The organism is Streptomyces genisteinicus (genome assembly GCF_014489615.1).
In the GTDB taxonomy this organism is placed as follows: domain Bacteria; phylum Actinomycetota; class Actinomycetes; order Streptomycetales; family Streptomycetaceae; genus Streptomyces; species Streptomyces genisteinicus.
This window is the reverse complement of the sequence record NZ_CP060825.1, coordinates 6873568-6898155: the sequence shown is the minus strand read 5'-3', so window position 1 is coordinate 6898155 and position 24588 is coordinate 6873568. Positions and strand designations below refer to the sequence as shown.

Sequence of the window (24588 nt, the reverse complement as noted above, 5' to 3'; positions counted from 1 at the left end):
CTACATCGTTTCGCATGCGCGGTCAGCTGTCGTCCGGTGTTCCAGGACTCACACCGACCACCGAGCAGGCCGACGCCGGTGTCGGCCGTGCCCTTCCCCCGAGGCACGGCCGACGGTCCGTTCCGTGCGCCGGTCAGTCCTCGGACCGCACGGAGGTGAGCAGTTCGCGCAGTTCGGCAACCGCCTCGCGGAGGTGGCCGGCGAAGGCGTGCATCTGGTCCGCGACCGGCAGCGGGGTGCTCAGATAGAGGTTGAAGCGCTCGGGCAGCAGCACGTACGCGACACCGATGCACCGGCTGCTCGTGGAACCGAAGCCGAAGAACTGGATGTTGGCCGACGGCGCGGAGCTGGTGCTCAGGTAGTCGTCCCGCATCGTCAGCCAGCCCGGCGTCCGGTACAGGGAGGGCTGCTCGTCCACTCCGAGTTCCGCCCCCCGGCGGCGCTGGATCAGCTCCAGCTCCCACAGGTGCTGCTCGGGCACCTGGCCGGCCTGGCTCTCCTTCGCACGCGCCACATGGGCGTCGGCGGCGGCACGGAAGGCGGCGTGCCGGAGGCCGGTGTCCGCCGACGGGTCGTCCATCGCGGCGACGAACGCGAGCATCTCGGGGGTGACGACGCGCATCGCCTCCGTCCGCCCGTGCCGGTACTGCCGCGTCGCGATCGATTCGTACGTCGCACCGAGCCGGCCCTTCGCCCGCTGGTGGGCCAGCTGATAGGCGACCTGGACGAACGCGTCCGGCGAAACCCTCAGCGCCTTGGCCGCACTGCTGCCGAAGTCCTCGAAGGACACGGTGCTGGTCGCGGTGTTCCGCCCGTACGCGGCGAATGCGGCGGCGGCGGCGCGCACCTGCGTGCGCAGCGCGTCGTCGAGCGCGAAGACGACCGGCTCCAGTGCGGGCTGTCCCTGGGAGCGGGCCCCGGACCGGCGTGAGAACTCCTCGGCGGAGCCCGCGAGCAGCGCATCGGTGAAGCCGAGGATGGTGGTGCCGTCCAGCTCGCAGTGCTCGACGTTGATGCCGGCGCGCCCGTCGGCGAAGACGACGAAGGACACGGCCTTGTCGAACCACCGGTTGCCGCGGTCGCCGTACAGCAATTGGTCGCAGGCGTCCTGAGTGCTCTCCGGTGCGAAGTCCTCCAGACAGACGCAGAACAGTGCGGTCTCGACGGTGTCGAGCGCGTCGGCGTTGCCTGGGTGGACGGCGACGAGAGAGGCCCGGGCGGCGGCCCATTCGGCACGGGCCATGGTGGTCAGGTGACCCACCGACGTGTCCTCGCCGGCTCCCTCGTCGCCCGCCTTCATCACCGCGCGCAGCCCCGCCTCGAGTTCGTCCAGGGCGTGCGGGACGCCGTCGGGACCGATCACATCGAGCCGGAACATCCGGCCACGGAAGAAGACCACGATGTGAGGGGCGCCGGACGGACCGGGCCAGGCGTCGGTGTACGGGGCGCGGACGGTGTCCTGCTGTGCGCCGGGGATTCTGGTGGTGGAGAACAGGAACTTGTTCTGCACCATCGACTGGTGTGCTCCGCGCTGCACCGCCGGCGCGATGAGCCCGTCGTCGAGCTGCCGCTTGTATGCGAGGGCCCCCGCGATGAGCCCGGCCGCCCGCTCCACCTGGGGGCGGCCCGTGTCCTTGAACAAGAAGAAGAAGTTGGCGTTCAGAGCGATCCGGTCCCGGCGGCCCAGGTAACGGTAGGGCCAGAAGGTGTCGAGCCAGCTGTGCACACCCTCCGTGGCGTCGTACTCCTCCAGCGCGGCATGCAGGACCCGGCCGGGGCCACCGGGCCGGAGGAAGTCCGCCACCTCCGCCTCGGTCGCCGCCCGCTCGTCCGGCGTCAGCAGCGGCGCGCACCAGGCGAGGAATCTCTCGCAGCTGTCTTCCAGGGTGGGCAGCGGCACCCGCGGCAGGTCGGCCTCCCGGGCGAAGGTCGCGTTCACCGCGGCATTCTGACTGGTCTTCACTTCTGCACTCGATTCGGCTCGTCGATACCTGGGGTGTCGTGCGGGCGGGAAAGATAGAGCTGTGCGTAGAGCCAGCCTTCCGTTTCGAGGCCCCTCGCATCCACTCCGGCGGCCGACATGCTCTCGAGCACGAGCGCCTGTTCCTGCGGGGAGGCGAATCGGCGCTGTCTGAACACCTCGTCGACGCGGATGGTGCGGTAGCCCAGTTCTCCCAGTGCCTGTTCCACGGGGTCGAAGGGGAACATCCGCAGCACGAAGTGCGCCATCCAGGGCCGCCGGGGGCCCTGCGCCTCGACGATCCGTACGAGTGTGCGCTCGGTGACGTAGCCGAGGCAGCCGGTCGAGATCACCAGGTCCGCCCCGGCGAGCTGGGCGCACTGTCGCGGCGTCGGCTCGTTCACCTCCAGGTCGGCGTGGACCGCGTCGTCGAGGAACCCGGCCTCGTGCGCGTAGGACAGTGCCTGGCGGGAGGTGTCGAGGCCGGTGAAACGGATGCGCCGGGCGGGCTGGTGCGAGCGGGACAGCTTCCGGTCGCGGACGAGCAGGGCCTCGCGGCTCTTCCCGTCGAGGCCCTCGTCGCCGTAGCGGGCGTAGAGCTCGTCCATGGTTACGTCGTACTTGAGAAGTGCGGCGTTGATTCCGTACGAGCAGCCGATGTCCACGATGTGGGGCACGGTGACGTGCCGAGCCTCCCGGTACTCCTTCACGAGTTTCGCGAAGTACGGCTTCGCCTGCTGCGGAACGCAGTAGCCGAGGGGGCGCAGCAGGCGGAAGTAGGCCCGGGGATCGGGCTGCGTGTAGATGTGGTCGAGCGTGACTTTCCCGGTCGCGTCGAAACGCACAGGGCTTGCTCCTCGTCGATGGCAGAGTGCGGGCGGCGGCTGTGCCGGTCGGTGGGTCGGTCAGTCCAGCAGCGCGTCGCCCCGGACGGCCCGGCCCTCGGCCGCCAGGTGCTCGGGCAGTACGCGGCCGAAGAGCTGCCGGGTGCGGGCCACGCTGCCGACGACGCCGGGGCGCTCGCTGTAGGCGAAGATCGCGGAGTGGCGTGCGATGGCGCCCCGGACGGGGCTGACCCGGTGCAGCGAGTAGCGGCCCTTGAACAGTTGCAGGTCACCCGGTTGCAGGGGGAGGCTGCGGACGAGTGCCCCGCCCCGGCCTTCGAGCACGTCCCGGACGTCGTCGAATCCCTCGTCGTGCGGGGACCGGATGCCCGGGCAGTACTCGAAGTCGCCGCCGGCCTCGGCCTGTTGGGTGAGCATGCTGACCGTGTACTCGTTGGTGTCGAAGTGCCAGGGGTGTTCCCTGTCCGGCGCGACGACGTTGAGTACGAGCCCGGAGAGCGGGTCCGCGAGTTCGTGGAGCTCCGGAAGTCCGAAGCACCGTGCGACGAAGCGGTGGAACAGTTCGTCGGAGTAGAGGCGGCTGATGACGGCGTCGTCGGGGATGCGGTCCCGGGCGACGAAGGCGTTGCCGCGCTCGAAGGTCTTCCGGCCCGGATGGCCGTCCGGCAGTTCCGCGTCCACCGCGATGTTGTAGACGTTGACCGTTTCGGTGTCGAAGTGGGCCCGGGACGCGATGGCCGCGCACTCGCGACTCAGCGTGTCGCGCAGTGACGGACGGATGAAGTCGGGCAGCACGGTGCAGCCGAGGGCGGACAGTTCACGCCGGGCGCGGGACACGACGGCGCGGCCCTCGGCGCTGCCGAGTTCCGGCAAGGGGTAGCGGGCGGTGTCGACGACCTGGTCCAGTGTTGCGGCTTCCAAAGAGCTCACTCGATCCTCTCCACGTGGCGGGCAGACCGTTCCGAGGTGTCTTGCCCCCACCTCGGCTCTTCAGTAACTGAGTCAGTAACTCAACTGACGAGTAACCGAGTTGAAGCTCCCACAGCGCCGCCGGATTGTCTGTGACGCGCCCCACTGGACCTCGGGGTGCCATGGGGGGCCCGCGAGCCGCTTCTGATCAGCACCCCCGGTTCGAGGCGGTGGCGGACCCGGCCGGCCGGGTCCTCAACCTGTTCCAGGCGGGGGGAGCACCAGGCGGCGACAGCCTTGGCGGAGGCCGCCATCACCCCTGCGGCAGCGTCGCTTCCTCGAGCCGGGTGACCGGAACAGTGTCCGCCCGCGCGGGTTCCTCGTTGTCCCGGTGGCGGTTCCCGAACGGGCTCCGCACGCTCCCACCCCTCCGGAGGAAGCACATGTCCCACGACCTGCTGCTCGCGAAGATCGCCTACGGTTTCGAACAGCTAGACGCCGACGGAGACGGCCGGCTCACCGAGAACGACCACCTCCTCATGGGGCGTGCGTCGGCACGGGCCCTGGGTCACGCGGAGGATTCGCCCGAGGAGCAACGGCTCGTCGCCGCGTACGTCGCGATCTGGCGGGACCTGCACCTGCCCGCGCTCCCCACAGGGGCGTCGTCCCTCAGCCGCGCCGACTTCATCGCCTCCACCGCGGCCCTGGCCGATGATCCGGCCGCCGCCCGGGCAACGGTCGGAGCTCTCGCCAAGGCGTTTCTGGCCCTCGCGGACACGGACGGCGACGGGCGCATCGACCCCGACGAGTTCTTCGCCTTTCAGCGCGGACACTTCCCCGGCCTCGACCGCGCTGCGTCGGACCTGGCCTTCGGCCACCTCGACCAGGACGGCGACGGCGTGCTCTCCGCCGAGGAGTTCGTCACGGCGACGATCGAGTACTGGAGCAGTCGTGACCCCGAGGCCCCGGGGAACTGGTGGGCGGGCAACCCCGCCCTGACGAGGGTGGTCTGACCCTTCGCCATGACCCCGGGGCACGGAGTCCCGGGTGTCGACTCCCTCTCCCCACGTGCGTCGGCCGACGAGGAGGGCCGACCGCCGTGGCCGGCCCTCGGGGTGTGGACGGATCGGTCAGGCGTCGCCGTAGCTTGTACTGGGAGGCGATGGCGCCGGCGGGGGTGCGCAGGGTCACGGTGTCGCACAGGGGGCGATTGGTGTGCTTCGCCGTCTTCCGGACCGGTCGTACGGCTCGGGACGGGGCACGCTCCTGGACGGTGGGCCTCCCAGCACGGCACGCCCTCCGCGTTCCAGCGGCCAGGCCCGGCTCACGGACGCCCGGTCGCGGCCGCCACCGCTCGGGCGGCTCACGTATCGGAGCCTCGATGCCGTTGCGGTCCGGTGACGGGTCACCCGGTGAGCGCGCGGCGGCCGCGTACCTCGCGCAGCCATGACGCGAACCCGGGCGAGGTCAGCAGGTCCGAGTGGCCGCCGGGGAAGACCTCGACGGTGCAGTCGCCGGTGGTGGACGCGGCCCATGCGGCCATCCCGCCGTGGCAGGTCAGCGGATCCTCCTCGCCCCGTGCGGCGAAGACCGGGCATCGCAGCCGCCCGTACGCCGGTGCCGATGCGGTGAATTCCTTCAGGAGCCGGAGGTCGTGCATGACGGTGTCGAGGAGGATCTCGCGCCACTCGCCGGACCGGCCCTCGACCAGGCCGGCGTCGATCCTCCGCAGATAGGCCTCGGTGTCCGACCGGTCGTGCGCAGCCGCGTCGGGCACGGTCAGCAGGGGCGGTGCGGTGGCGCCCACCACGACCAGTGCGGAGATCTCCGTTCCGAGCCGCTCGAGTTCCGTCGCTGCGGCGTAGGCGACATACGCCCCGAAGCTGTGTCCGACCAGAAGGGGACGGGCCGGCTGAAGGCGGGTCGTCTGGCGGACGCACGACCGCACCGCGTCCCCGAACGATCCGGCAGCACGGCCGGACTCCGCTCCGAAGCGGCCGGGGTAGCGGACCAGCGACGCCGACGGCTCCAGTTCACGCAGCAGCGGGCGGAGTTCGGTGCCGAAGGAACCGGCCCCCGGGAAGACGACGACTCCGGGCGTCTGGGGACTCACTGACCTCTCCCGTCTTCGGGGCACTCGTGTGCGCGTGACTCGTGGCGTCGGCCGGCCGGCCGGTCCGGTCCGGTCGGGGTGTCCGCCCGGGGGCGCGTGCGCGGATCGTGCCGCTCCCCGGGTCAGAGCCCCAGGCCCAGCTCGTCCATGACGATGGCCACGCTGATGGCGCTGAGCCGGAGGTCCCACTTGCCGGGGACACCCGAACCGGCGGGTGCGCCGAGGCATCCGGGAGCGAAGACACCGCTGGCCTCGACGAGGCCGCGCCAGTCGTCCCAGGTCCGGGCATCCGCGACCGAGCCCAGGTCGTATGCGGCGAACCCGTGCTTCCCCCGCCGGAGAACCGACTCGGGGACGATTCCCGCGTAGGCGTCCTTCAGACACCACTTGCCCTCGAAGTCGACCACCTTCGCGGTGTCCTCCACCTGGAGGGCGAGCGAGACGACCCGGTTCCCCAGGAACGGGTAGCGGCCCTCGACGGAGTTCTCCATCAGCATGGAGTCGCCGTGGTCCCCCAGCAGGTGGCCCGACATCTGGACGTACACGTCGGCGATGGACCGCAGCTGCATGGCCGAGAGGGACCGGACCTCGTCCTCGGTGAAGGGAATGAGCCTCGTCCGCCAGAACTCGTCGCCGTGAAGGGCTTCTCCGGCGGCGGGGGAAAGGAAGTCCTGCCGCCGGCGGCTCACCTCGCGCCAGTCGACCTCCCAGCTGAAGTCGGCGCGGCCCCATGCCTGTTCGTTCTCGGCGCGGACGCTGCGACGCGAGCGGGCCGCGCTGTCGAAGGCGTACGAGTCGTATCCGAAGAAGAGCTCGTCGGCCCCCTCGCCGGACACGACGCCCTTGATCCCGGCCGAGTGCACGCTGCCGGCCAGCATCCTGGCGGCGACGTTGTACGTCTCGCGCTGGGGATAGCAGCAGTGCCTGACCATCTTCTCGAAGTCGGACGCGACGTCGGACCTGCGGCACAGGACCTGTTCGTGCTTGCTGCCGACCGCCAGGGCCACCTCCCGCTGGAACCGCCCCTCGTCCAGGCCGGGGTCGTCGAAGACCACCGAGAACGAGCGGACGGAGTGATCGGTGACGGCCGCCGCTTCCATCAGGATCGCGGTGGAGTCGAATCCCCCGCTCAGGTAGGCGCCGATCTCCACGTCGGCGTGCAGGCGGTCACGGACCGAGCTCCGCAGCGCCTCGCGGAGCGCTTCCCCGGCCACGGGCTCCGCCGCGGGCGAGAACTCGCCGTAGCGCCAGTAGCGGACGACGTGGCTGCCCCGGGCGTCGAACCTGACGGCGCAGCCCGGGGGGACGGCCCGTATCCCCTTGACGAGGGTGCGCGGCGCGACGACGTTCCCCAGCGAGAGGTACTGGTCGACCGCGCCGACGTCCACGTCCCAGGACCGGTCGACGCACTGCACCAGCGGCTTGATCTCCGAGCAGAAGTGCACGCCGGAGGGCGTCTCGGTGTAGTACATGGGGCAGATGCCGAACCGGTCCCTGGCCAGATACAGCGCGTTCTCCGCCCGGTCGAGGATCGCGGTGGCGAACTGGCCGTCCACCAGGCGCAGTCCGTCGATGCCGTACTCGGCGACGAGGCCCGGGATGACGGACACGTCGACACCGTTGCCCTGCGGATCGGCCCCCACGCTGTCGCGCAGGGAGCGGAAGTTGAACACCTCGCCGTTCGTCGTGGCCACGAAGCGGCCGCCGCGGTCCTCCGTGGGCTGCCAGCCGTCGCAGAGGCCGGTGAAGCCGAGACGGCCCAGCTTCACGGAGAGCGTCGCGGTGTTCAGGGAGTAGGTCTCGTCGGGCCCGCGGTGGACGAGCCGGGAGTGCATGTCGGCGGCGACGCTGCGATCGACCCCGCCGTGGGGGGAGAAGGTCCCGCACACACCACACATGGTGATCACGCACCCTGGCCGGGCAGCCGGTCGACGAGGACCCTCAGGTTCTCCGCGCGCAGGACGTCCCGGACGCCCACCTCCATCCAGCCGAGTCCCTTCAGCACGTCGACGAGGACGACGGTCGAGGCGGAGTCGCCGCCGATGTCGTAGAAGTTGTCGTCGAGCCGGACGTCGGTCACGCCGGTGAGGCGCCGTACCCAGTCGAGTACCCGGTCCTCCGCCGTGACGGGCCCGCCGGTGTCCGCCGGGGAGCGGCGGCCCGCTCGCAGGGCGTCGCGGTCGACCTTGCCGTTGCGCGTGTACGGCAGCGCATCGACCTGGTGGATCACCGAGGGGACCTTGTAGGGGTCGAGGACCGCGTCGAGGTGGGCGCGCACCTCCCGGGCGGTGGCGGCGCCGAGGTAGTAGCAGACCAGCGCGTCCTCGGCGACGTCGTCCGCCCTCGTGTGCGGCTCGGCGGTCACCACCGCTTCCGCGACGCCCGTGAGCCGGCAGGCGGCGGCTTCGATCTCGCCGGGGTCGAGACGGAAGCCGCGGACCTTCAGCTGCCGGTCCAGCCGCTCGACGAAGAAGACCTCCCCGTCGCGGACCTCGACGATGTCCCCGGTCCGGTAGACCCGGTTCGCGTCGCCGTCGACGAACGGCCGCAGGCCCTGCGGGGTCAGGTATCCGATCGCCACGCTCTCGCCCGTGATGACGAGTTCCCCGCGGGTCCCCCGCGAGCGGGCCGCGTCGTCCCCGTCCGCCGCCGTCAGCGGCAGTACGTCGAATCCGCAGTCCCCGACGACGGCGCCGAGCGGCACGGCCTCGGTGCAGTCGTCCGGATCCAGCGGTCGGCTGAGGAAGTTGCAGACGGTGGTCTCCGTCAATCCGTACGCGTTGTGGAACGCCGCCGCCGCCGCCCATTTCCGGACGACCGCCTGACGGCACGCTCCACCGCCGTTGATCACGTGCCGAAGGCTCATCGCCGTGGTCGGCTCGGTCGCCGTCAGCGCGAACGGCGTCGTCTTGAGGTGGGTGACGCGGAACTTCTCCAGGGTGCCCCGGAGCACCGCTCCGGGGGTCAGGTGCTCCTCGCCGAGGACCACGAGGCAGGCGCCCGCGGTCAGGGTCCACAGGATCTCCGTGATGCATCCGTCGAAGGTCAGACGGGCGAACTGCAGCGTCCGGCTCGCGGTGTCCAGCTCCAGGGCGCGTACGTGGTCCCCGACCATCCGGGCCAGGGAACCCGCCCGCACCAGGACGCACTTGGGTTCCCCGGTCGATCCCGAGGTGTGGATCGCGTAGCCGATGCTGCCCCGGTGCAGCGCCACGTCGTCGGGCGCCCACCGGTGCCGCCCGGCGGTGTCGCCGCGCCACTCGGCCGGCGCGGGCACGAGTGCGGGGACGTCGGACGGGGCGGATCCGCGCACGACCCAGCGGATGCCGAGGGAGGACACCTTCGTCGTGTTCGAGTCCACGCTGTCACGGGGGTCGATGAACACGAACGGGCGGCCGGCGAGCAGCGCGCCGACCATGGCGACCACCGAGCCGGAGGTCCGGGCGGCTTCGATCCCGATGAACTCACCGGGTGCGCACAGGGTGGCGAGGCGGGTGGCGAATCCCTCCACGCGCCTGCCGAACTCCCGGTAGCTGAGCACTCCGTCCACCGTCTCGATGGCATCACCGTCGGAATTGTCCCGGATGCGGCGCTGTATCTCCGCGACCACGGCTGTCTGCTGAACGGACACTCTCCAGTCCTCCACGCTAGGACGGTTCGGCACAGCTCCCGGTCCTGTCACTTCACGGTGTGCACGAGGGTGCCGACGCCTTCGACGACCGCCGTGACACGGTCCCCGGGGCTGATCTCCGCAGCTCCCGGAGTCCCCGTGCAGATGACGGTCCCCGGCATGAAGGTGCGGCCGGCGGTGAAGTACTCGACCAGGTAGCCGAGGTCGTACTTCATGTCGGAGACCGGCGCGGAGGCGACGACCTCGCCGTTGCGGACGGTCGAGACTCGGACGGCCCCGAGGGCATCGTCGTCGAACTCGTCGAGGGTGACGATCTGCGGGCCGACGCTGCAGAACGTGTCGAAGCCCTTGGCCCAGGGGATGTAGCGGGGATTCTCGCGGATGGCGTCCTCGGCCGTCATGTCGAGGACGGCCGTGACGCCTGCGACGACCGAGCGCCACTCGTCGCGCCGCACGTCCTTGCAGCGCGCGCCGATGACCAGGCCCAGCTCCGCCTCGGCGGTCACCCGCCGGCTCCGGGACGGCAGTTCGATCGTCCCGCCGTTGGAGATCAGGCAGCTGCGCGGCCGCAGGTACGACCCCGGACCGGACGAGGGCTGCTGGGCCTGCAGGTCCTGGGAGTGGCCCCGGTAGTTGAGTCCGGCCCCCCAGATGTCGCCGTCCTCGACGACGGTCGCGGCCTCGTCCAGACGGACGTCGACGGGCTCCGGAGCCGGCCGGGATTCCAGCAGCGCTTCGAGATCCCTTCTGCGTGACGCGTCGAGCAGGTCGACCAGGCGGATCGGTCCTTCGTGACCCGTGATGCCGGAGACCGGTGTCCAGCCACCGCGATGGCTCGCGAGTATCCGGTGCCCGTTCTCCGTGCTGAACCGTGAGAGTCTCACTGCGGTCCTTCCGTGTCGCCGTGTGTTTCAGAGCCCTTGGACTGCTGCCGACCGCAGCGCGAGCCGCTCCGCCGCGGCCCGGATCTCGTTTCTGCCCGCGACCCGGGGGGCGAGTGCGACGGCGGCCTCCATGAGGGAGGGCGGGTCCACGGACAGCTCGTCGCAGAGTTTCTCGATGAGCGGAAAGAATTCGGAATGTATGCCGATCACTCCGCCGAGCACCTGCATCTTCCGGTCCTCGGGAAGGGGGTCGAGGCTGGTCCGGCAGAAATCGGCGAGTTCCGCCAGCGCTCGGTAGTCGAAACGGTCCTCGCCCAGCGCGCAGAGGATTCCCGCGAGCGATTCGGTCTGCGCGTTTCCGGCGCCGCGCCCGATCCCGTCGAGGCATCCGTCGACGATCAGGGCCCCTGCCTCGAACGCGGCCATGCTGTTCGCGTTCGCCATGCCCAGGTTGTCGTGGCCGTGGAATCCGACCACGGGGAAGGACTCCTTCACCACGGTGACGTAGCGGTGGACGTCACCGGCGAGCATGGAGCCGTACGAGTCCACCACGTAGACACCGGCGACGGCCGGGGGGACGTCGCGGAGCAGTGCGGGCAGTTCCCCGGCGGGCGTGCCACCCGTCTTCATCAGGTTGAGGTAGACCTCGTCGCACCGTTCGGTGGCGCGCTCGATGTAGTCGAGGTGGTCCGGAACCCGTTCCGGTTCGATGCCGATACGGACGAACGACATGCCCTCGTCGCAGAGTGCGGACAGCGTGGAGAGCCGGCTGAACCCGGGCTGCGCGAACATGCCCCACGAGGTCGCCGTCAGCTCCGCCTGCGCGAGTTCGCACCATCGCCGGAGGGTGATGTTGCATTCCCGGATTCCGGAGCGCTCCGCCTCGTAGCCCAGTCCGTGCCCGACCTCGACCTTGCGGATCGGCGTCCCGTCGAGCCGGTGGAGGAGTTCGCCGACGAACTTCTCGTCGAGCTGGAAGTCGACTGCGTAGGACCCGTCACGCAGCGTGGCGTCGAGTATCTCCGCCCGGCTCGGCCGGAACGTCGCGTTCTGCGTTGCTGTCATCTCTTTATCCGTCCTCCACGATTCGACAGTTCGCGGCTCACCTGGTCACCTCCGCGAACCGGTTGCCCGGATGGATCGGGACACCGCCCGGAGCGCGTCGCCCGTGCCGACGCGGTCCACGGGCCACCGGCATGGGCATCACCCCTCGCGCCGCGGCGAAGGGGCCGCGCCGTCGCCCGCCGCGACCGAGCCGAATCCCCTGCGGTACCAGAGCAGCGGCCCGTCCCCCGGGCCCGAGAAGCGCGCCTCGACGAATCCGCCGACGAGCATCTCGTGGTCGCCCACCGGGATCACGTCCAGCGCCGCGCAGCGTATGGAGACATGGGCGTCGACCAGACGGGGGGCCGTGCCGCCGGGCCATGCGGCGAAGTCGCCTTCCGCGAATCGGTCGACACCCGGCGCGGCGAAGCGGCGGGCGAGGTTGCGGTGGCCGTCGTCGAGGACGTTGACGGTGAACTCCGTCGCCGTGCGGAACACTTCGCGGCAGCTGGAGGTGCGGGAGATGCCGACGAGCAGGAGCGGTGGATCCAGGGACGCCGAGGTCACCGATGTCGCGGTGAATCCCCGGCGTTCTCCGGCGTCGTCCCGGGTCGCCACGATCGTCACCGCCGCCGCGAGGCGCGACATCGCCTCCCTGAACACCGGGATGTCCGGGGTCCCGGAGCCCGGCGGACTGTCCGTGCGGTGCCGGGGCGCGGTCACGAGCGGTCCCGGGACACCGTGGCGCGGACCGGGAGGCGGGTGAGTCCCAGCATGAAGTTGGAGCGGAGCCGGTCCGGTGGACCGGCGGCCTCGAAGGAGATGCCCCGGCGGGCGATCTCCCGCAGCAGCAGCCCGATCTCCATCTGCGCGGCGCCCATCCCGATGCACCGGTGCACGCCGACCCCGAAGGCGATGTGCCGGTTGGGTGTGCGGCGCACGTCGAACCGGTCGGCGTCCGGGAACTTCTCCTCGTCACGGTTGGCCGAGGCGTTCCACAGCGTCACCGCATCGCCCGCGCGGATCAGCTGCCCGTGCAGCTCGACGTCACGTGTGGCGACGCGCTGCACGTACGCGTTCGTGGACGTCCAGCGGAAGACCTCCTCCACCGCGGTCGCCAGGAGTCCGGGGTCGTCGCGCAGGAGCCGCGCCTGGCCGGGAGAGTCGATGAACGCCTGCACCGCCGCGGACGCGGTGAACGGGGTGGTCTCGTTGCCTCCCACGGCCACGTTCAGGCAGTTGTAGAGGACTTCGTCCTCGGTGAAGGGGCGGCCGTTGACCGAGGCTCCCAGGAGGATGCTCACCAGGTCGTCCGAGGGCGCGCGGCGCCTGGTCTCCATCAGGTCCATCATCAGGTCGAAGATCTCGACCTGGGAGGAGACCAGCACGGCCGGCGGTGTGGAGCCGCTGTGGTACCGGGGGTCCTGGTATCCGATCATGGAGCGGGTCAGGGCGAGCAGGTGCAGGGCGTCGGTCCGCCCGAGTCCGAACATCGCCGCGAGCAGCCCGGCCGGCGGCTCGGGCGCGACATCGGTGGCGAAGTCCCCTCCGCCGTCCTCCAGCATCCTGCCGAGCGCGGCGTCCACGTAGTCGCGCACCACGCGGCGGGCGCGGTCCATGAGGGCGGGCAGGAACGCCTTGTGGACCTGCTGGCGCATCAGCCGGTGCTGCGGGTCGTCCGAGGCGATCAGCATGCGTCCGGACGCGGAGTCGGCGTCCCTGCGGTGCGAGCCGCCCATCACCGTCCCCCACCGGGACGAGAACAGGGCCGCGTCCACGTAGGCGTCGTGGACGTCCTGATAACGCGTCAGCGCCCAGAACCCGGACGAGCCCGTACCTCCGGCGGTGTCGCCGGCGGCGGGGTTCCAGTGGACGGGGCTGTCGCGCCGCAGGGCGCGCCACGCCTCGTGCGGGTCGCCGTCGGTGAACAGGTCGAGATCGGCGAGGTCGGTCACCGTGGCCGTCATGGTGTGAGCACCTCCTTCCGCAGCCCGTCGATCAGGCGGGCCTGTTCCTCCAGCACGCTGTGCTCGAAGATCGCTTCCGGGGTGATCGGCACGTCGAGCCGGCGCCGCAGCAGCAGCCGCACGCGTACCGCCAGGAGGGAATGTCCGCCGAGCGTGAAGAAGTCGTCCAGGGCGCCGACCGCCTCGACGTTGAGCAGGTCCTCCCAGATCGTGGCGAGAAACCGTTCGGTGTCGGTGCGCGGGGCGACGTACCGGCTCCGCCGGGAGGCGTGGTCCCCGAGCAGTTCGGCGAGGCGGCGCCGGTCCCGCTTGCCGTGGGCGTCCGTGGGCATCGTGTCCAGCGCGATGATCTCCGCCGGTACGAGATGGGCCGGCACCGTGTCCCTGAGACGGGAGCGCAGCTCCCGCAGGAGGAAGCCGTCGCCCGCGGCGACCACGAAGGCGACCAGCCGCTTCTCGCCGGGCTCGCCGGCGCTGAGGACGGCGGCCTCCGAGACCGCCTCGTAGCGGCAGAGGGCCCGTTCGACCTCCTGCGGTTCCACCCGGTGGCCGCGGATCTTCACCTGGCTGTCCGTACGTCCCAGGTACTCCAGTGCGCCGTCCTCGCCGGACCGCACCCGGTCGCCCGTGGCGTACATCCGTGTGCCGTCACCGGCGAACGGGTCGGCCACGAACGTCCGCGCGCTGAGGCCGGGGCGCCCGAGGTAGCCCCGTCCGACCCCCGGCCCGCCGACGTACAGGTCGCCCGGAACACCCGCCGGCACCGGACGCAGCCGCTCGTCCAGCACATGGAGCCGGGCGCGGCCGAAGGAGTGGCCGATCGGCACCTGCTCGCCCAGGAGCGCGGTGTCCGTCACGGGGAAGCCGCTGCACGCGACGGTGGTCTCGGTGGGGCCGTACAGGTTGAACAGCTCCCCGGTGAACCCTCCCTCGCGCAGCGCGCGGCAGGTCGCCGGGAGCAGGACGTCGCCGCCGGAGCACAGCAGGCGCAGACCGGACAGAGCCTCACGGTCGTGCCGGGCGAGGTGGTTCAGGGCGATGGCCGGGGCGAGCATGGCGGTGATGCGGCGCCGGCGGAGCTCCTTGCCGAGGTCCGCCTCCATCAGTTCCGGGATGCCGGGGACCACGACGACCTCCGCTCCTTGGGCGAAGGAGCGCCACAGTTCGAACGTGAAGGTGTCGAACGAGATGCTGGAGGACTGTGCCGTGCGGTCACCGGGGCGCAGGGCCGGCAGGGTGTCCGCGAGCGCGAAGCCGACGACGTGCCGGTGCTCCAGCACCACCGCGCGGGGCGTTCCGGTGGATCCGGACGTGAAGAGCACACAGGCCGCGCCGGCGGGTGCGGGTGGCGCGAGGGGCGCCGGGGGTTCGCCGGCCCGGCCGTCCGCCGGCGCGGGCGGCCACTCCAGCACGGCCGGACCCGGCCGCGCCAGGCGCTCCGCCCGGCCGGGGGCGACGAGCACGTGGGTCGCCGCGCCGTCGCCCAGCATCTGGTCGCGGCGGGCCTCGGGATACACCTCGTCGATGGGCAGGCAGGCGGCGCCGGCCCGCAGGACGGCCAGCACGGCGACGACCACGGGCACTCCCCGCGGCATGTGGACGGCGACGGTGTCCCCGGGGGCCACCCCGTGCGCGATCAGCGCGTGTGCCGACGCCCTGGTGGCCTCGTCGAGCTCCCGGTAGGTCATGCGCCCGTCGCCGTCGCTCACGGCGACGGCGGTCGGGTGTCGCAGCGCGGTCTGTTCGAACAGTTCGGTCAGCGTGCCGGGCGCGTGCGTCGTCATGGTGCGCCTCCCGTGGTGGTGGACGCGCCGGACAGCGCGTCGGCGAACTCGTCCTCCAGCACCCGGGTCAGTGCCGTGGGCGCGGCGAGATAGCTGAGCTTGCCGCCCTCCAGGACGCGGTGGCGCGTGGTCCCGTACGCGTCCCACTGGAGCATGGTGTCGGGTGGCACCTCGGGGTCGGCGGTCCAGCCGATGGCCGTCAGCGGGCTGCGCACCGGACGCGGTGCCGGGATCCGGTAGCCGTAGCAGAGCTCCACGTCCGCCCTCAGGACGCGCAGGGCCAGGGGGAGCAGCTCGGGCATGATCTCCCCGCCGCCCAGCGCCCGTGACACGTGGTCGAGTTCGCCGGCGAACTCCTCGTCCGTCATCGACGGGTGGTAGACGCCGCTCACACCGGGCTCCGGAGCGCGGTAGCGCCGCTCCGGAGGCAGGTGCGGTGCGGCGGCCGACGACACCACGAGCAGGGTCGGGCGGGGCAGTCCGAGGTCCTCGGCGCGGGCGGCCAGCGCGTGGGCCAGCAGGGCGCCCATGCAGTGTCCGAACAGCACGTACGGCCGGTCGAGGTGGGGGGCCAGTGCCTCGGCGGCCTCGGCGGCGAACTCCGGCACGGTGCGGAAGGGGGTGTGCCTGATCCGGTTCTCCCGTCCGGGCAGCTGGACGGGGCACACCTCCAGGGGACCGATCCGGGTCGGCCAGCGGCGGTACGAGGAGGCACCCGTGCCCGAGTAGGGAAGGCAGAAGAGACGTGCCCGGGCCTCCGGCGAGGGCGGCCTCAGCAGCCACCGTCCGGTCGTTTGCATTGCGATCCTCCAACAGGCTGTGCGCAGAGGCGTGCGCCGTGGCGAGGCGCCGTGCACGTGATGCGGACCGCCGCCGTGGGGTCTCGCGGGGGCCGTGCCCACCGCGGTGGGGCGGGGGTGTGCGCCCGCGTCAGCGGGCGGGCGTGCCGGGGGCGACCCGGTCGGCTGTCGCGCGGAAGCCGGCCAGCGCCGTGACCGGGTCCGTACCGTCGGCGAAGAGGCACGAGTTGACCAGGAAGGAATTGAATCCGAGGGCGAAGGCCTGCTCGACGTCGGCGGTGGAGCCGATGCCGCCGTCCAGCATGACCGGGACCGGACTGTCGGCGAGCAGCTGCTTCATCGGCTCGAGGTGCTGGGGCTCGATGCCCTTGCGGGCGCCGATGGCGGACCCCATCACGCGCACCATCGTGCTCCCCAGCTCCACGCACTGTGCGAAGCTCCGGGCGTCGGGCGTGATCAGCGGCCACACCTCGAACCCGTCGGCGGTCAGTTCGCGGGCCGCCTCCACCACCTCGGCGTTCACGCTGAGCTTGAAGCCGGGATCGAGGACCTCCAGTTTGATGACCCGTATGCCGGTCATCCGGGCGGCCTGGCGGGTTCGCTTGACCGCCTCCGCGGCGCTGGTGGGGTGGTTGATGTTGAGGACGGGGCTCAGGCCCAGCTCCTCGCCGACGAGCGCCATGACGGAGCCCAGTGTCGCCGTGTCGTAGCCCACGGGAAGGTCGTCGCCCGCGCCGACCCGGTCGATGGTGTGGGTGTTCACCGCGAGATGCCGGCAGCCACTGGCGCGGAGCATGTCGGCGGCCAGAGCGGTGTCGACGCGGTGGGCGGGCTTGGCACCGAAGCAGTGGAAGAGGTCGATCACGATACTCCTCAGAGGCGCGAAGTGGACGGGGTGGGGCGGGACACGGGGGTGAGCCAGGAGGGCCGGTGCGGTCCGTCGCCCAGGACGGCCCGCCGGTAGGCGCGGCCGAGCGCGTCCGTCACCGGACGGACGGCCGGGTACGTGCGGGTGTCGAGACCTGCCACGGGGACCAGACCGCTCGCCGTGCCGGTGAGGAACACCTCGTCGGCGGCGAGCAGGTCGCCGGGCAGGACCGGGGCCTCGGAGGTCTCGATGCCCAGGTCCCCGGCGAGGGTCAGGACGGTGTCGCGGGTGATGCCCGCCAGGACGCTGTCCTCGAGCCAGGGCGTCACCAGACGCCCGTCCCGGACGAGGAAGACGTTGGCGATCGTGGACTCCGCCACCCTGCCGGAGTCCGGGTCGAGCTGGACGGCGTCGTCGAATCCGTCCGCGGCGGCGCGGGTGCGGGCGAGCGCGGACACCACGTACGTGCCGGTCGCCTTGGCGCGGACCGCGAAACTCGAACGGGACGGACGGCACCAGGGCGACACGGTGACCCGCAGGGGCCGGGGCGGGGTGTCGTCGGCGGGGAGTGCCCAGATCTCCGTGCCGAGCGTGAAGCGGAAGTCCTGGAGATTGACGCCGAGGCGCGCCTCGCGGGTGTACAGCACGGGCCGGACGTAGGCGCTGTCCAGTCCGCTGCCGGCGGCGGCGTCCCGCACGTGCCGGCGCAGGGCGTCCAGGTCGTAGGCGTGCGGGATGCCCAGCAGGGCGGCCGAGTCCAGCAGCCGCTGGAGATGCGCGTCGAGCCGGAACAGCGCGGGGCCGGCCGGAGCCGCGTACATGCGGATGCCTTCGAAAACGGCCGTGCCGTGCTGGACGCTGTTGCTGCCGAAGGGCAGTTCCCGTTCGCGGGGCAGGCCGTCCATGACCGTCGTCCGGGAGGCGCGCGAGGTCACCATCGGGCCTCCGTGGGCGAGGAACGGTCGGCGGACGCGAGCACGGCCGCCGCCATGAGGTCCTGCCGGTCCAGCACGGCCGCGTGGTCACCGGGCACCATGCGCACCGAGGATCCGGCCCCGCCCAGGCGCGGCCACACCGTCAGGTCGGCCTCGCGGACCAGGGGGTCCTCGGTTCCGCCCAGCGCGTGCACCGGGCAGTCCAGCACCACCGGACGGCGTGGGTGGCTCGCCACGGCGGCGCAGTCCGCCCGCCACACCGGGAGCATCATGGAGAGCAGCCCGGGGTCGTCCAGAACGACGCGGGGGACCGTGCCCTGAGCGGCCAGCGCCGCGGTCAGGGCCGCGTCCTCCAGTGTGTGCAGGGCGTGTCCGGCCAGCAGGTGGGGCGGTGGGCAGCCGGCGACGACGAGCCCGCGCGCCGCAGTGCCGCGCTGCTGGAGCCGTGCCGCCATCTCGGTGGCGATCAGGGCGCCCATGCTGAATCCGAAGAGCACCAGTCCCCCGGGGTCGCGGCCCGGTCCGAACTCCGCCTCCAGCTGGGTCCACAGGTCGTCGGCCAGGTCGGTGAAGCGCACCGCGGCGGACTCGGCGAACCTGTTGTCGCGCCCCGCCAGGGCGGGCAGGTGGCAGTGCCCGTGGTCCCGCAGCTCCGCCACCATCGGGGAGTAGGCGCCGCGGCCGCCGCCCACGGGCGGGTACAGGGCGAACCAGCCGTCCGTCACGTGGCCCCACCCGCCGTCCCGAGCAGGGCGGCGCGCAGCCGCCCGAGCTCCTCGACGCTCTCCAGGACCTGTTCGCGCGGCAGTCCGAAGTCCACGAGGCAGCCGAGTTCGGTGATGCCCGCGGCGGTGAGCCGCTCGACCTTGGGCAGACAGCTCTCCACGCTGCCGAAGAGTCCCGAGGTCCCCATGTAGCGGCGCAGCCCGTGCTCCAGGAGCGCCTGGCGGTCCGCTTCGGTGACCTCGTCCGGGTCGATGCCGGCACCGCCGCCGGCGGCGTACTTGCTGAACAGGTCCATGTGGGCGGAGAGATACCGGGTCAGCGGTCCGCGGACGCGCTGCTCGACGGTTGCCGGGTCGGCCGCGAGGTGGGTGTGGAGCATGCAGGTGATGCGGCGGCCCGTGACGGAGTGCCCGGCCTCGGCGAGCGCCTGCCGGTAGAGGCCGGCCCTCTCGGCGATCTCGTCGGTCGTCTGCTCCAGCAGGGCGGTCAGGACGTGCAGGCCGAGCCTGCCCGCGGTGCGCCAGGTGTCGGGGTTGCGGGAACTGGTCAGCCACACCTCGGGCATGCGTTCCGGGCGGGGGTAGGTCCGCACCTCCACAGGGCGCCCGCCCGGTCCCTTCCGGGTGATGCCGCCGCCGCTCCACAGGGTGCGCAGGTCGGCGAGCCCCTCCTCCAGTACGTCCTTGCGCCGCTCGTAGCCCTCGGGGTTGAGGACGAAGTCGTCCGCGTGCCATCCGGAGGCGAGGGAGATGCCCATCCTCCCCCGGCTGAGCGAGTCCAGGACGCCCCACTCCTCCGCGACCAGCAGCGGGTCGCGCAGGGGCAGCACGACGCTGCCCGAACGCAGGGCGATGCGGCGGGTGCGCGCCGCGATGGCGGCCAGCAGGAGACCGGGGCTGGGGTACGGGGCGCCGAAGGGGTCGAAGTGGCGCTCGGGGACCCAGATCGCGTCCAGCCCCAGGGAGTCGGCGAGTTCGGCGCACTCCAGCACGAGGTCGTGCTTGTCCCAGGCGTGGTCGTCGGTGTCGGCGGAGAAGAAGAAGAGGCTGATCGCGGGTGCCGGCTCCGCGCCGTCCGGCGGGTCCTCCGCCGCACGGCCGGGGTCGGCGGCGGTGTGCGGCGGGGCCGGTGCCGGCGCGGGTGCCTCCGTCCCGTCGGCGCGGGCGCGTTCGCGCAGGAGCCGCTCGACCAGGAGCCGGCGCTGCGGACCGAGGTCGTCCAGCCGGGATCGCGGGGTGTCCGTCGTCATGCGCCGGTGTCTCCTTCCAGCTCGGCCAGCCGTGCCCGGACCTCGTCGTCGGACAGGGCGGCGACTTCGGCGAGCAGGGCGGCCGTCTCCCCGTCCTCCTCCGGGGCCCGTGCCGCCCCGCCCTCCTCCGGGGCCCGTGCCGCCCCGGTCTCCGGCAGGGGCACGTCGAGCCGCTCCAGCTGCTCGGCGAGGCCCACGACCGTGGGCAGTTCGAAGAGGGTGGTCATCTCCAGGCCGTCGGCGCCTTCCTTGCGCATGCGCGTGACCATCTGCATGGCCATGAGGGAGTGCCCGCCGATCTCGAAGAAGCTGTCGTTCACCCCGAACTGGTCGGTGCCGAGGAACTCCGTCCACAGGGCGGCGACATAGCGCTGCGCGGGGGTGGTGCCGATCTCCTTGCGCGGCGCGGCCTGCTCCGGCGCTGCCTGCTCGCGGGGAGCGGCGTCGGTGTGCTCGGGGCGTACGGTCTTCACGGGCAGCGGGTCGAGCCAGTGCCGGGTGCGGAGGAACGGGTAGAGCGGAAGCGACAGCCGCAGGCGGTCCTCGGAGGCGTAGAACCGGCTCCACTCGACGTCCCCGCCCTCCAGCCAGAACCCGGTGAGCAGGTCGAGCAGGTCCTGCGGTTCCTCACCGTTGTCTCCCGCGAGGGCTGTCAGGAAGGCGCCCTGGGTCCCCGTGCCGGCGGCCAGGCGGGTCAGGGTGCGGCCCGGTCCGAGTTCGACGAAGACGGAGACGCCGTCGCGGACGAGGGTCCTCAGGCCGTCGTCGAAGCGGACGGTCTCGCGGAGTTGCCGTCCCCAGTAGTCGCCGTCGGTGGCCTCCTGCGCGGAGAGGTACTGGCCGGTGACGTTGGAGACGACGAGTATCTGCGGCGGGTGCAGGTCATGGGCGTCCACGGCCTCCCGGAACCCGTCCGCGGCGGTGTCCATCAGGGGCGAGTGGAACGCCCGGGTGACCTCCAGCCGGCCGCAGGAGACACCGTCGGCGCGCAGCCGGACGCCCAGTTCCTCGACCTCCTCGGGCGTTCCGGACACCACCACGAGCTGTTCGGCGTTGACCGCGGCCAGGGCGAGGCCGCCGGGCGCGTCGGCCAGCCGCTTGACGACCTCCTCCTCCGGGAGGTTCACGTAGAGCATGGCGCCCTCGGGGGTCTCGCTCATCAGCCGCCCCCGGCGGGCCACCAGCTCGACGGCGGTCGCGAGGTCGAGCACCCCGCCGAGCGCGGCGGCCACGATCTCGCCGACACTGTGCCCGAGCATGGCGTAGGGGCGGACGCCGTAGTCGATGAGGGTGCGGCCGAGCGCCCACTCCACCGCGAACAGCGCGGGCTGGGTGTGGTCGGTGGAGGTGAGGGTGGCTCGCGCCTCCTCCAGCGCGGACGGGTCCGGGCGCAGCACCGGCAGCAGGTCGATTCCGGCGCGCTCGTGGAACAGCCCGATCACGGAGTCCAGGTGGGCGGCGAACACCGGGTCGCCCTGGGCCAGCCGCGCGCCCATCGCCGGGAGCTGGGTCCCCTGCCCGGGGAAGAGGAACGCGGTGCGCACCGATCCGCGTGCCTCGGCTTCGCGCTGGCTGCGGCTGCCCCGTGCGGAAAGTCCGTAGGCCACGTCGTCGAGGTCGTGGGCGGTCAGGGCGCGGCGCAGCGGGAGGTCGCGCCGGCCGGTGGCCAGGGTGTGGGCCACGTCGGCCACGTCGGCGTGCGGGTTCTCCCGCGCCCACTGCCCCAGTGACTGGCTCAGCCGCTCCAGCGACTCGCCCGACTTCGCGGACACCAGGACGGGGTGGCGGCGGCGGCGCGACGGACCGCCCGAGCGGGCCGGCGGGGCCTCCTCCAGCACGACGTGGGCGTTGGTGCCGCCCATGGCGAGGGAGTTCACCGAGGCCAGCAGCGGTTCGTCCCCTTCCAGGCGGGTCAGTTCGGTCGCCACCCGGAACGGCGAGGAGTCGAGGGCCAGCTTGGGATTGGGGCGCCGGAAGTTGACCACGGGGGGTACCTTGCGGTTCTTCAGGGAGAGGACGGTCTTGATGAGACCGGCGATGCCCGCGGCGGCGTCCAGGTGGCCGATGTTCGGCTTGACCGACCCCAGCCAGCAGTAGGAGCTGTCCTCGGTCCAGGTGCGGAACGCGCGGGTGAGCGCGGCCACTTCGATCGGGTCGCCGAGGGGGGTGCCGGTGCCGTGTGCCTCGACGAGCCGGACGTCCCGCGCGTCGACTCCCGCCCGGCGCAGGGCACGCACCACCGCGCGGCTCTGTCCGTCGATGCTCGGCGCGGTGAAGCTCGCCTTCGCCTGGCCGTCGTTGTTGACGGCCGAGCCGCGGATGACGGCGTGGATCTGGTCGCCGTCCCGCAGGGCGTCGGCGAGCCGCTTGAGCACCACGACTCCCACGCCGCTGCCCACGACGCTGCCGCCGGCGTCGGCGTCGAAGGCGCGGCAGTGGCCGTCCGGTGAGGACGTTCCTCCGGGGTTGGCGAGATACCCGGCGGCGTGCGGCATGCGGACCGAGGCACCGCCCGCCAGGGCGATGTCGCACTCCTCGTCGACGAGGGCCCGGCAGGCCATGTGCACGGCCACGAGCGAGGTGGAGCAGGCGGTCTGGACGGCCAGGCTGGGGCCGCGCAGGTCGAGTTTGTGGGAGACGCGGGTGGTCAGGTAGTCCTTGTCGTTGCCGACCATCGTCTGCAGGTCGCCGACCAGGCCGACCACGTCCTCGGCGTGCGGCATCACGTTGTGCAGGATGTACGTGTTCATGGTGGAGCCGCCGAACACGCCGACGAGGGCGTCGGTGCTCCTGCTGTCGTAGGCGGCGTCCTCCAGCGCGTGGTAGGCGCATTCGAGGAACACCCGGTGCTGCGGCTCCATGATCGACGCTTCCCTCGCGGCGTAGCCGAAGAACGCCGCGTCGAAGCGGTCCGCGCCGTCGAGGGGCGCGGAGGCGTTGACGTAGTAGGGGTCGTCCAGGAGGTCCCGGCGGGCTCCGTTCGCGAGCATCTCCTCGCGGCTGTGCCGCACGATGCTCTCCACGCCCTCGCGCAGATTGCGCCAGTACTCGGTGACGTTGTGGGCACCGGGCAGCCGAGCCGCCATGCCGGTGATCGCGATGGAGTCGGGGTGCTCGTGAGCGGGAATCCGAGTCACTGATCATCCTTCACTGTCGCAGCTGCCAGGTTGTCGGCCGGGCCGCCCCGGTCGTCGCGCCGCAGGGCGGCCAGCCGACGGGCGAGGTCGCGGGGGCGCGGGTACTCGAAGACCTCGTGGACGGGGAACTCGACGCCGAGCGCGGCGGAGATGCGGCCGTGCACCCGGGTCACCACCAGCGAGTGGGCGCCCAGGTCGAAGACGTTGGCGTCCGGCGCGATGCCGGGGGCGGCCAGGGCGTCCGCCCAGACGGCGCAGACGGCGGCCTCGATCTCGGCCGGTGAGGCGGTGTCCGGGAGACGCCGCGCATGCCCCTCCTCGGACAGCCTCTCGAGGGCGGCCTCGTCGAGCTTTCCGTTGGCGGTCATGGGCATCCGGTCCAGGAGGACCTCCTGCTCGGGGAGCATCGCGGGGGGCAGCCGCGCGGCGACGTGGGCCCGGACGGCCCCGATGTCGATGCCGGCGCCGACGAGGTAGGCCACCAGCCGAGCGGGGGTGCCGGTGATCCGCACCTCCGCGGTGACGACGTCCGGGGCGCCGCGCAGCGTCTGCTCGATCTCGCCGAGTTCGGCCCGGTGTCCGCGGATCTTCGTCTGGCGGTCCGCGCGTCCGACGACGACGAAGACGCCGTCGTGCCGCGCGTAGGCGAGGTCGCCCGTGCGGTACAGCAGCTCGCCGGTCTCCCGGCATCTGACGAAGCGTTCGGCGGAGAGCTCCGGACGCTCCAGGTAGCCGTCGGCGACGCCGGGGCCACCGATGCGGATCTCGCCCAGGGCCCCGACGGGTACCGCGCGTCCCTCGTCGTCGACCACGTCGATGCGGGCGGCCGCGGTGGCGCTGCCGACGGGGACCAGTCGCGGCGGCTCCTCTCCTTCGGGCGGGCGGGGGATCTCGTACATCAGGCAGTTGACCGTGGCTTCGGTGGGCCCGTACCCGTTGAACAGGCGGCAGCCGTCGCCGGCGAGGCCGCGCAGGCCTTCCGCGGTCACCCCCTTGAGCACCTCTCCCCCCAGCAGGACGAGCCGGAGGTCCGGCAACTGTTCCCCCGCGGCGATGAGTTCATCGGCGAACGACGGGGTCGTGAAGAGCACCGAGACGTGTTCGCGCCGCAGGAAGCGGGCATAGGCGCGGGCGCTGAGGCGGTCCTCCCGCGCGGGGACCACGACGCAGCCGCCGAAGGGCAGGAAGGTGAAGAGTTCCTGGAGCCCGAAGTCGAAGCCGAGGGAGAGCGTCTGGGCGACCCGTGCCCAGGGGCCGAGCCGCCAGGTGTCGGCGCACCAGGCCACGAGCCGGCCGATCTGCCCGTGCCGGATGAGGACGCCCTTCGGCCGGCCGGTCGAGCCGCTGGTGTAGACGGTGAAGGCGGGTGCGTCGCCGGGCCGCCGCGCCGGGGCGGGCGATGGCCGGGGAGCGTGCTCGTCGCCGTCCGGCAGGGCGTCCAGCACGAGGACCTCGACGGCGGGTTCCGTGACCGCCGCGAGGCGGGCGGCACGGTCGGCCTGGTCGGCGGAGGCGATCAGAGCCGCCGGCCGGCAGTCCCCCACCATGTGCCGCAGCCGCTCGTCGGGGAAGTCGACGGGCAGCGGCAGGACACCGAGGCCCGCCTCCCAGGCCCCGTACAGGGCGACGGCGAAGTCGGCCGGCGACGTGATCAGCAACGCGGCCTGCTGTCGGGCCGAGGCCGCGGCGGTCTCTTCCCGGTCGTCCCGGACCGATGTGCCGGCGAACACGGTCAT

The 24588-nt window shown here is 72.2% G+C and carries 19 protein-coding genes; 1 reads left to right on the top strand and 18 read right to left on the bottom strand.

Features of this window, described 5'->3' with window-relative positions:
* Positions 1–133 precede the first annotated feature (133 nt).
* Genes IAG43_RS29525 through IAG43_RS29515 form a run of 3 tightly spaced genes read right to left on the bottom strand, consistent with a single transcriptional unit; the run spans position 134 to position 3735 of the window.
* Positions 134–1939 (bottom strand): choline/carnitine O-acyltransferase, encoded by a 1806-nt coding sequence (locus tag IAG43_RS29525; protein WP_246574615.1) that lies wholly within the window; start codon positions 1937–1939, stop codon positions 134–136.
* A gap of 20 nt (positions 1940–1959) precedes the next feature.
* Positions 1960–2805, bottom strand: a complete 846-nt coding sequence (locus tag IAG43_RS29520; RefSeq protein WP_187743707.1) for a class I SAM-dependent methyltransferase — start codon at positions 2803–2805, stop codon at positions 1960–1962.
* A 60-nt stretch (positions 2806–2865) separates the two neighbouring features.
* Positions 2866–3735, bottom strand: coding sequence for a HalD/BesD family halogenase (locus IAG43_RS29515; protein WP_187743706.1), 870 nt, complete (start codon positions 3733–3735; stop codon positions 2866–2868).
* A 422-nt stretch (positions 3736–4157) separates the two neighbouring features.
* On the opposite strand from IAG43_RS29515, the gene IAG43_RS29510 reads away from it, so the two are divergent.
* Positions 4158–4727: an EF-hand domain-containing protein gene (locus tag IAG43_RS29510; RefSeq protein WP_187743705.1), complete on the top strand. Its 570-nt coding sequence runs from the start codon at positions 4158–4160 to the stop codon at positions 4725–4727.
* 392 nt (positions 4728–5119) lie between these two features.
* On the opposite strand, the gene IAG43_RS29505 is transcribed toward IAG43_RS29510, so the two are convergent.
* The 15 genes from IAG43_RS29505 to IAG43_RS29435 form a co-directional block, all read right to left on the bottom strand.
* A complete protein-coding gene (locus tag IAG43_RS29505; protein WP_187743704.1) occupies positions 5120–5827 on the bottom strand; it encodes a thioesterase II family protein in 708 nt (235 codons plus the stop codon).
* Between the two features lie 122 nt (positions 5828–5949).
* Positions 5950–7725: an asparagine synthase (glutamine-hydrolyzing) gene (asnB, locus tag IAG43_RS29500; RefSeq protein WP_187744709.1), complete on the bottom strand. Its 1776-nt coding sequence runs from the start codon at positions 7723–7725 to the stop codon at positions 5950–5952.
* A gap of 5 nt (positions 7726–7730) precedes the next feature.
* Positions 7731–9458 (bottom strand): non-ribosomal peptide synthetase, encoded by a 1728-nt coding sequence (locus IAG43_RS29495; protein ID WP_187743703.1) that lies wholly within the window; start codon positions 9456–9458, stop codon positions 7731–7733.
* A 47-nt stretch (positions 9459–9505) separates the two neighbouring features.
* Positions 9506–10342: a fumarylacetoacetate hydrolase family protein gene (locus IAG43_RS29490; RefSeq protein ID WP_223005993.1), complete on the bottom strand. Its 837-nt coding sequence runs from the start codon at positions 10340–10342 to the stop codon at positions 9506–9508.
* Between the two features lie 27 nt (positions 10343–10369).
* The gene (locus tag IAG43_RS29485) at positions 10370–11407 is read right to left on the bottom strand and encodes a beta/alpha barrel domain-containing protein (protein WP_187743702.1); all 1038 of its coding nucleotides are present in this window, start codon (positions 11405–11407) and stop codon (positions 10370–10372) included.
* Positions 11408–11545: 138 nt separating this feature from the next.
* Entirely contained in the window at positions 11546–12034 is a 489-nt protein-coding gene (locus IAG43_RS29480; protein WP_187743701.1) for a flavin reductase family protein, read from the bottom strand.
* Positions 12035–12105: 71 nt separating this feature from the next.
* Positions 12106–13353, bottom strand: a complete 1248-nt coding sequence (locus IAG43_RS29475; RefSeq protein WP_246574614.1) for a cytochrome P450 — start codon at positions 13351–13353, stop codon at positions 12106–12108.
* Positions 13350–15137, bottom strand: coding sequence for a non-ribosomal peptide synthetase (locus tag IAG43_RS29470; RefSeq protein WP_187743700.1), 1788 nt, complete (start codon positions 15135–15137; stop codon positions 13350–13352). Before IAG43_RS29470 ends, IAG43_RS29475 begins: the two co-directional genes overlap by 4 nt.
* Complete coding sequence (locus tag IAG43_RS29465) at positions 15134–15937, bottom strand: thioesterase II family protein (protein WP_187743699.1); 804 nt, start codon at positions 15935–15937, stop codon at positions 15134–15136. The genes IAG43_RS29470 and IAG43_RS29465 overlap by 4 nt, the downstream gene beginning before the upstream one ends.
* 130 nt (positions 15938–16067) lie before the next feature.
* On the bottom strand, positions 16068–16802 hold the full coding sequence (locus IAG43_RS29460) for a beta/alpha barrel domain-containing protein (RefSeq protein WP_187743698.1): 735 nt from the start codon (positions 16800–16802) through the stop codon (positions 16068–16070).
* Positions 16803–16810: 8 nt separating this feature from the next.
* Complete coding sequence (locus IAG43_RS29455) at positions 16811–17743, bottom strand: aminotransferase class IV (RefSeq protein ID WP_246574613.1); 933 nt, start codon at positions 17741–17743, stop codon at positions 16811–16813.
* Positions 17737–18465, bottom strand: a complete 729-nt coding sequence (locus tag IAG43_RS29450; RefSeq protein WP_187743697.1) for a thioesterase II family protein — start codon at positions 18463–18465, stop codon at positions 17737–17739. Before IAG43_RS29450 ends, IAG43_RS29455 begins: the two co-directional genes overlap by 7 nt.
* Entirely contained in the window at positions 18462–19715 is a 1254-nt protein-coding gene (locus IAG43_RS29445) for an LLM class flavin-dependent oxidoreductase (RefSeq protein ID WP_187743696.1), read from the bottom strand. Before IAG43_RS29445 ends, IAG43_RS29450 begins: the two co-directional genes overlap by 4 nt.
* Complete coding sequence (locus tag IAG43_RS29440; RefSeq protein WP_223005991.1) at positions 19712–22852, bottom strand: type I polyketide synthase; 3141 nt, start codon at positions 22850–22852, stop codon at positions 19712–19714. The genes IAG43_RS29445 and IAG43_RS29440 overlap by 4 nt, the downstream gene beginning before the upstream one ends.
* The gene (locus IAG43_RS29435) at positions 22849–24588 is read right to left on the bottom strand and encodes a non-ribosomal peptide synthetase (RefSeq protein ID WP_187743695.1); all 1740 of its coding nucleotides are present in this window, start codon (positions 24586–24588) and stop codon (positions 22849–22851) included. Before IAG43_RS29435 ends, IAG43_RS29440 begins: the two co-directional genes overlap by 4 nt.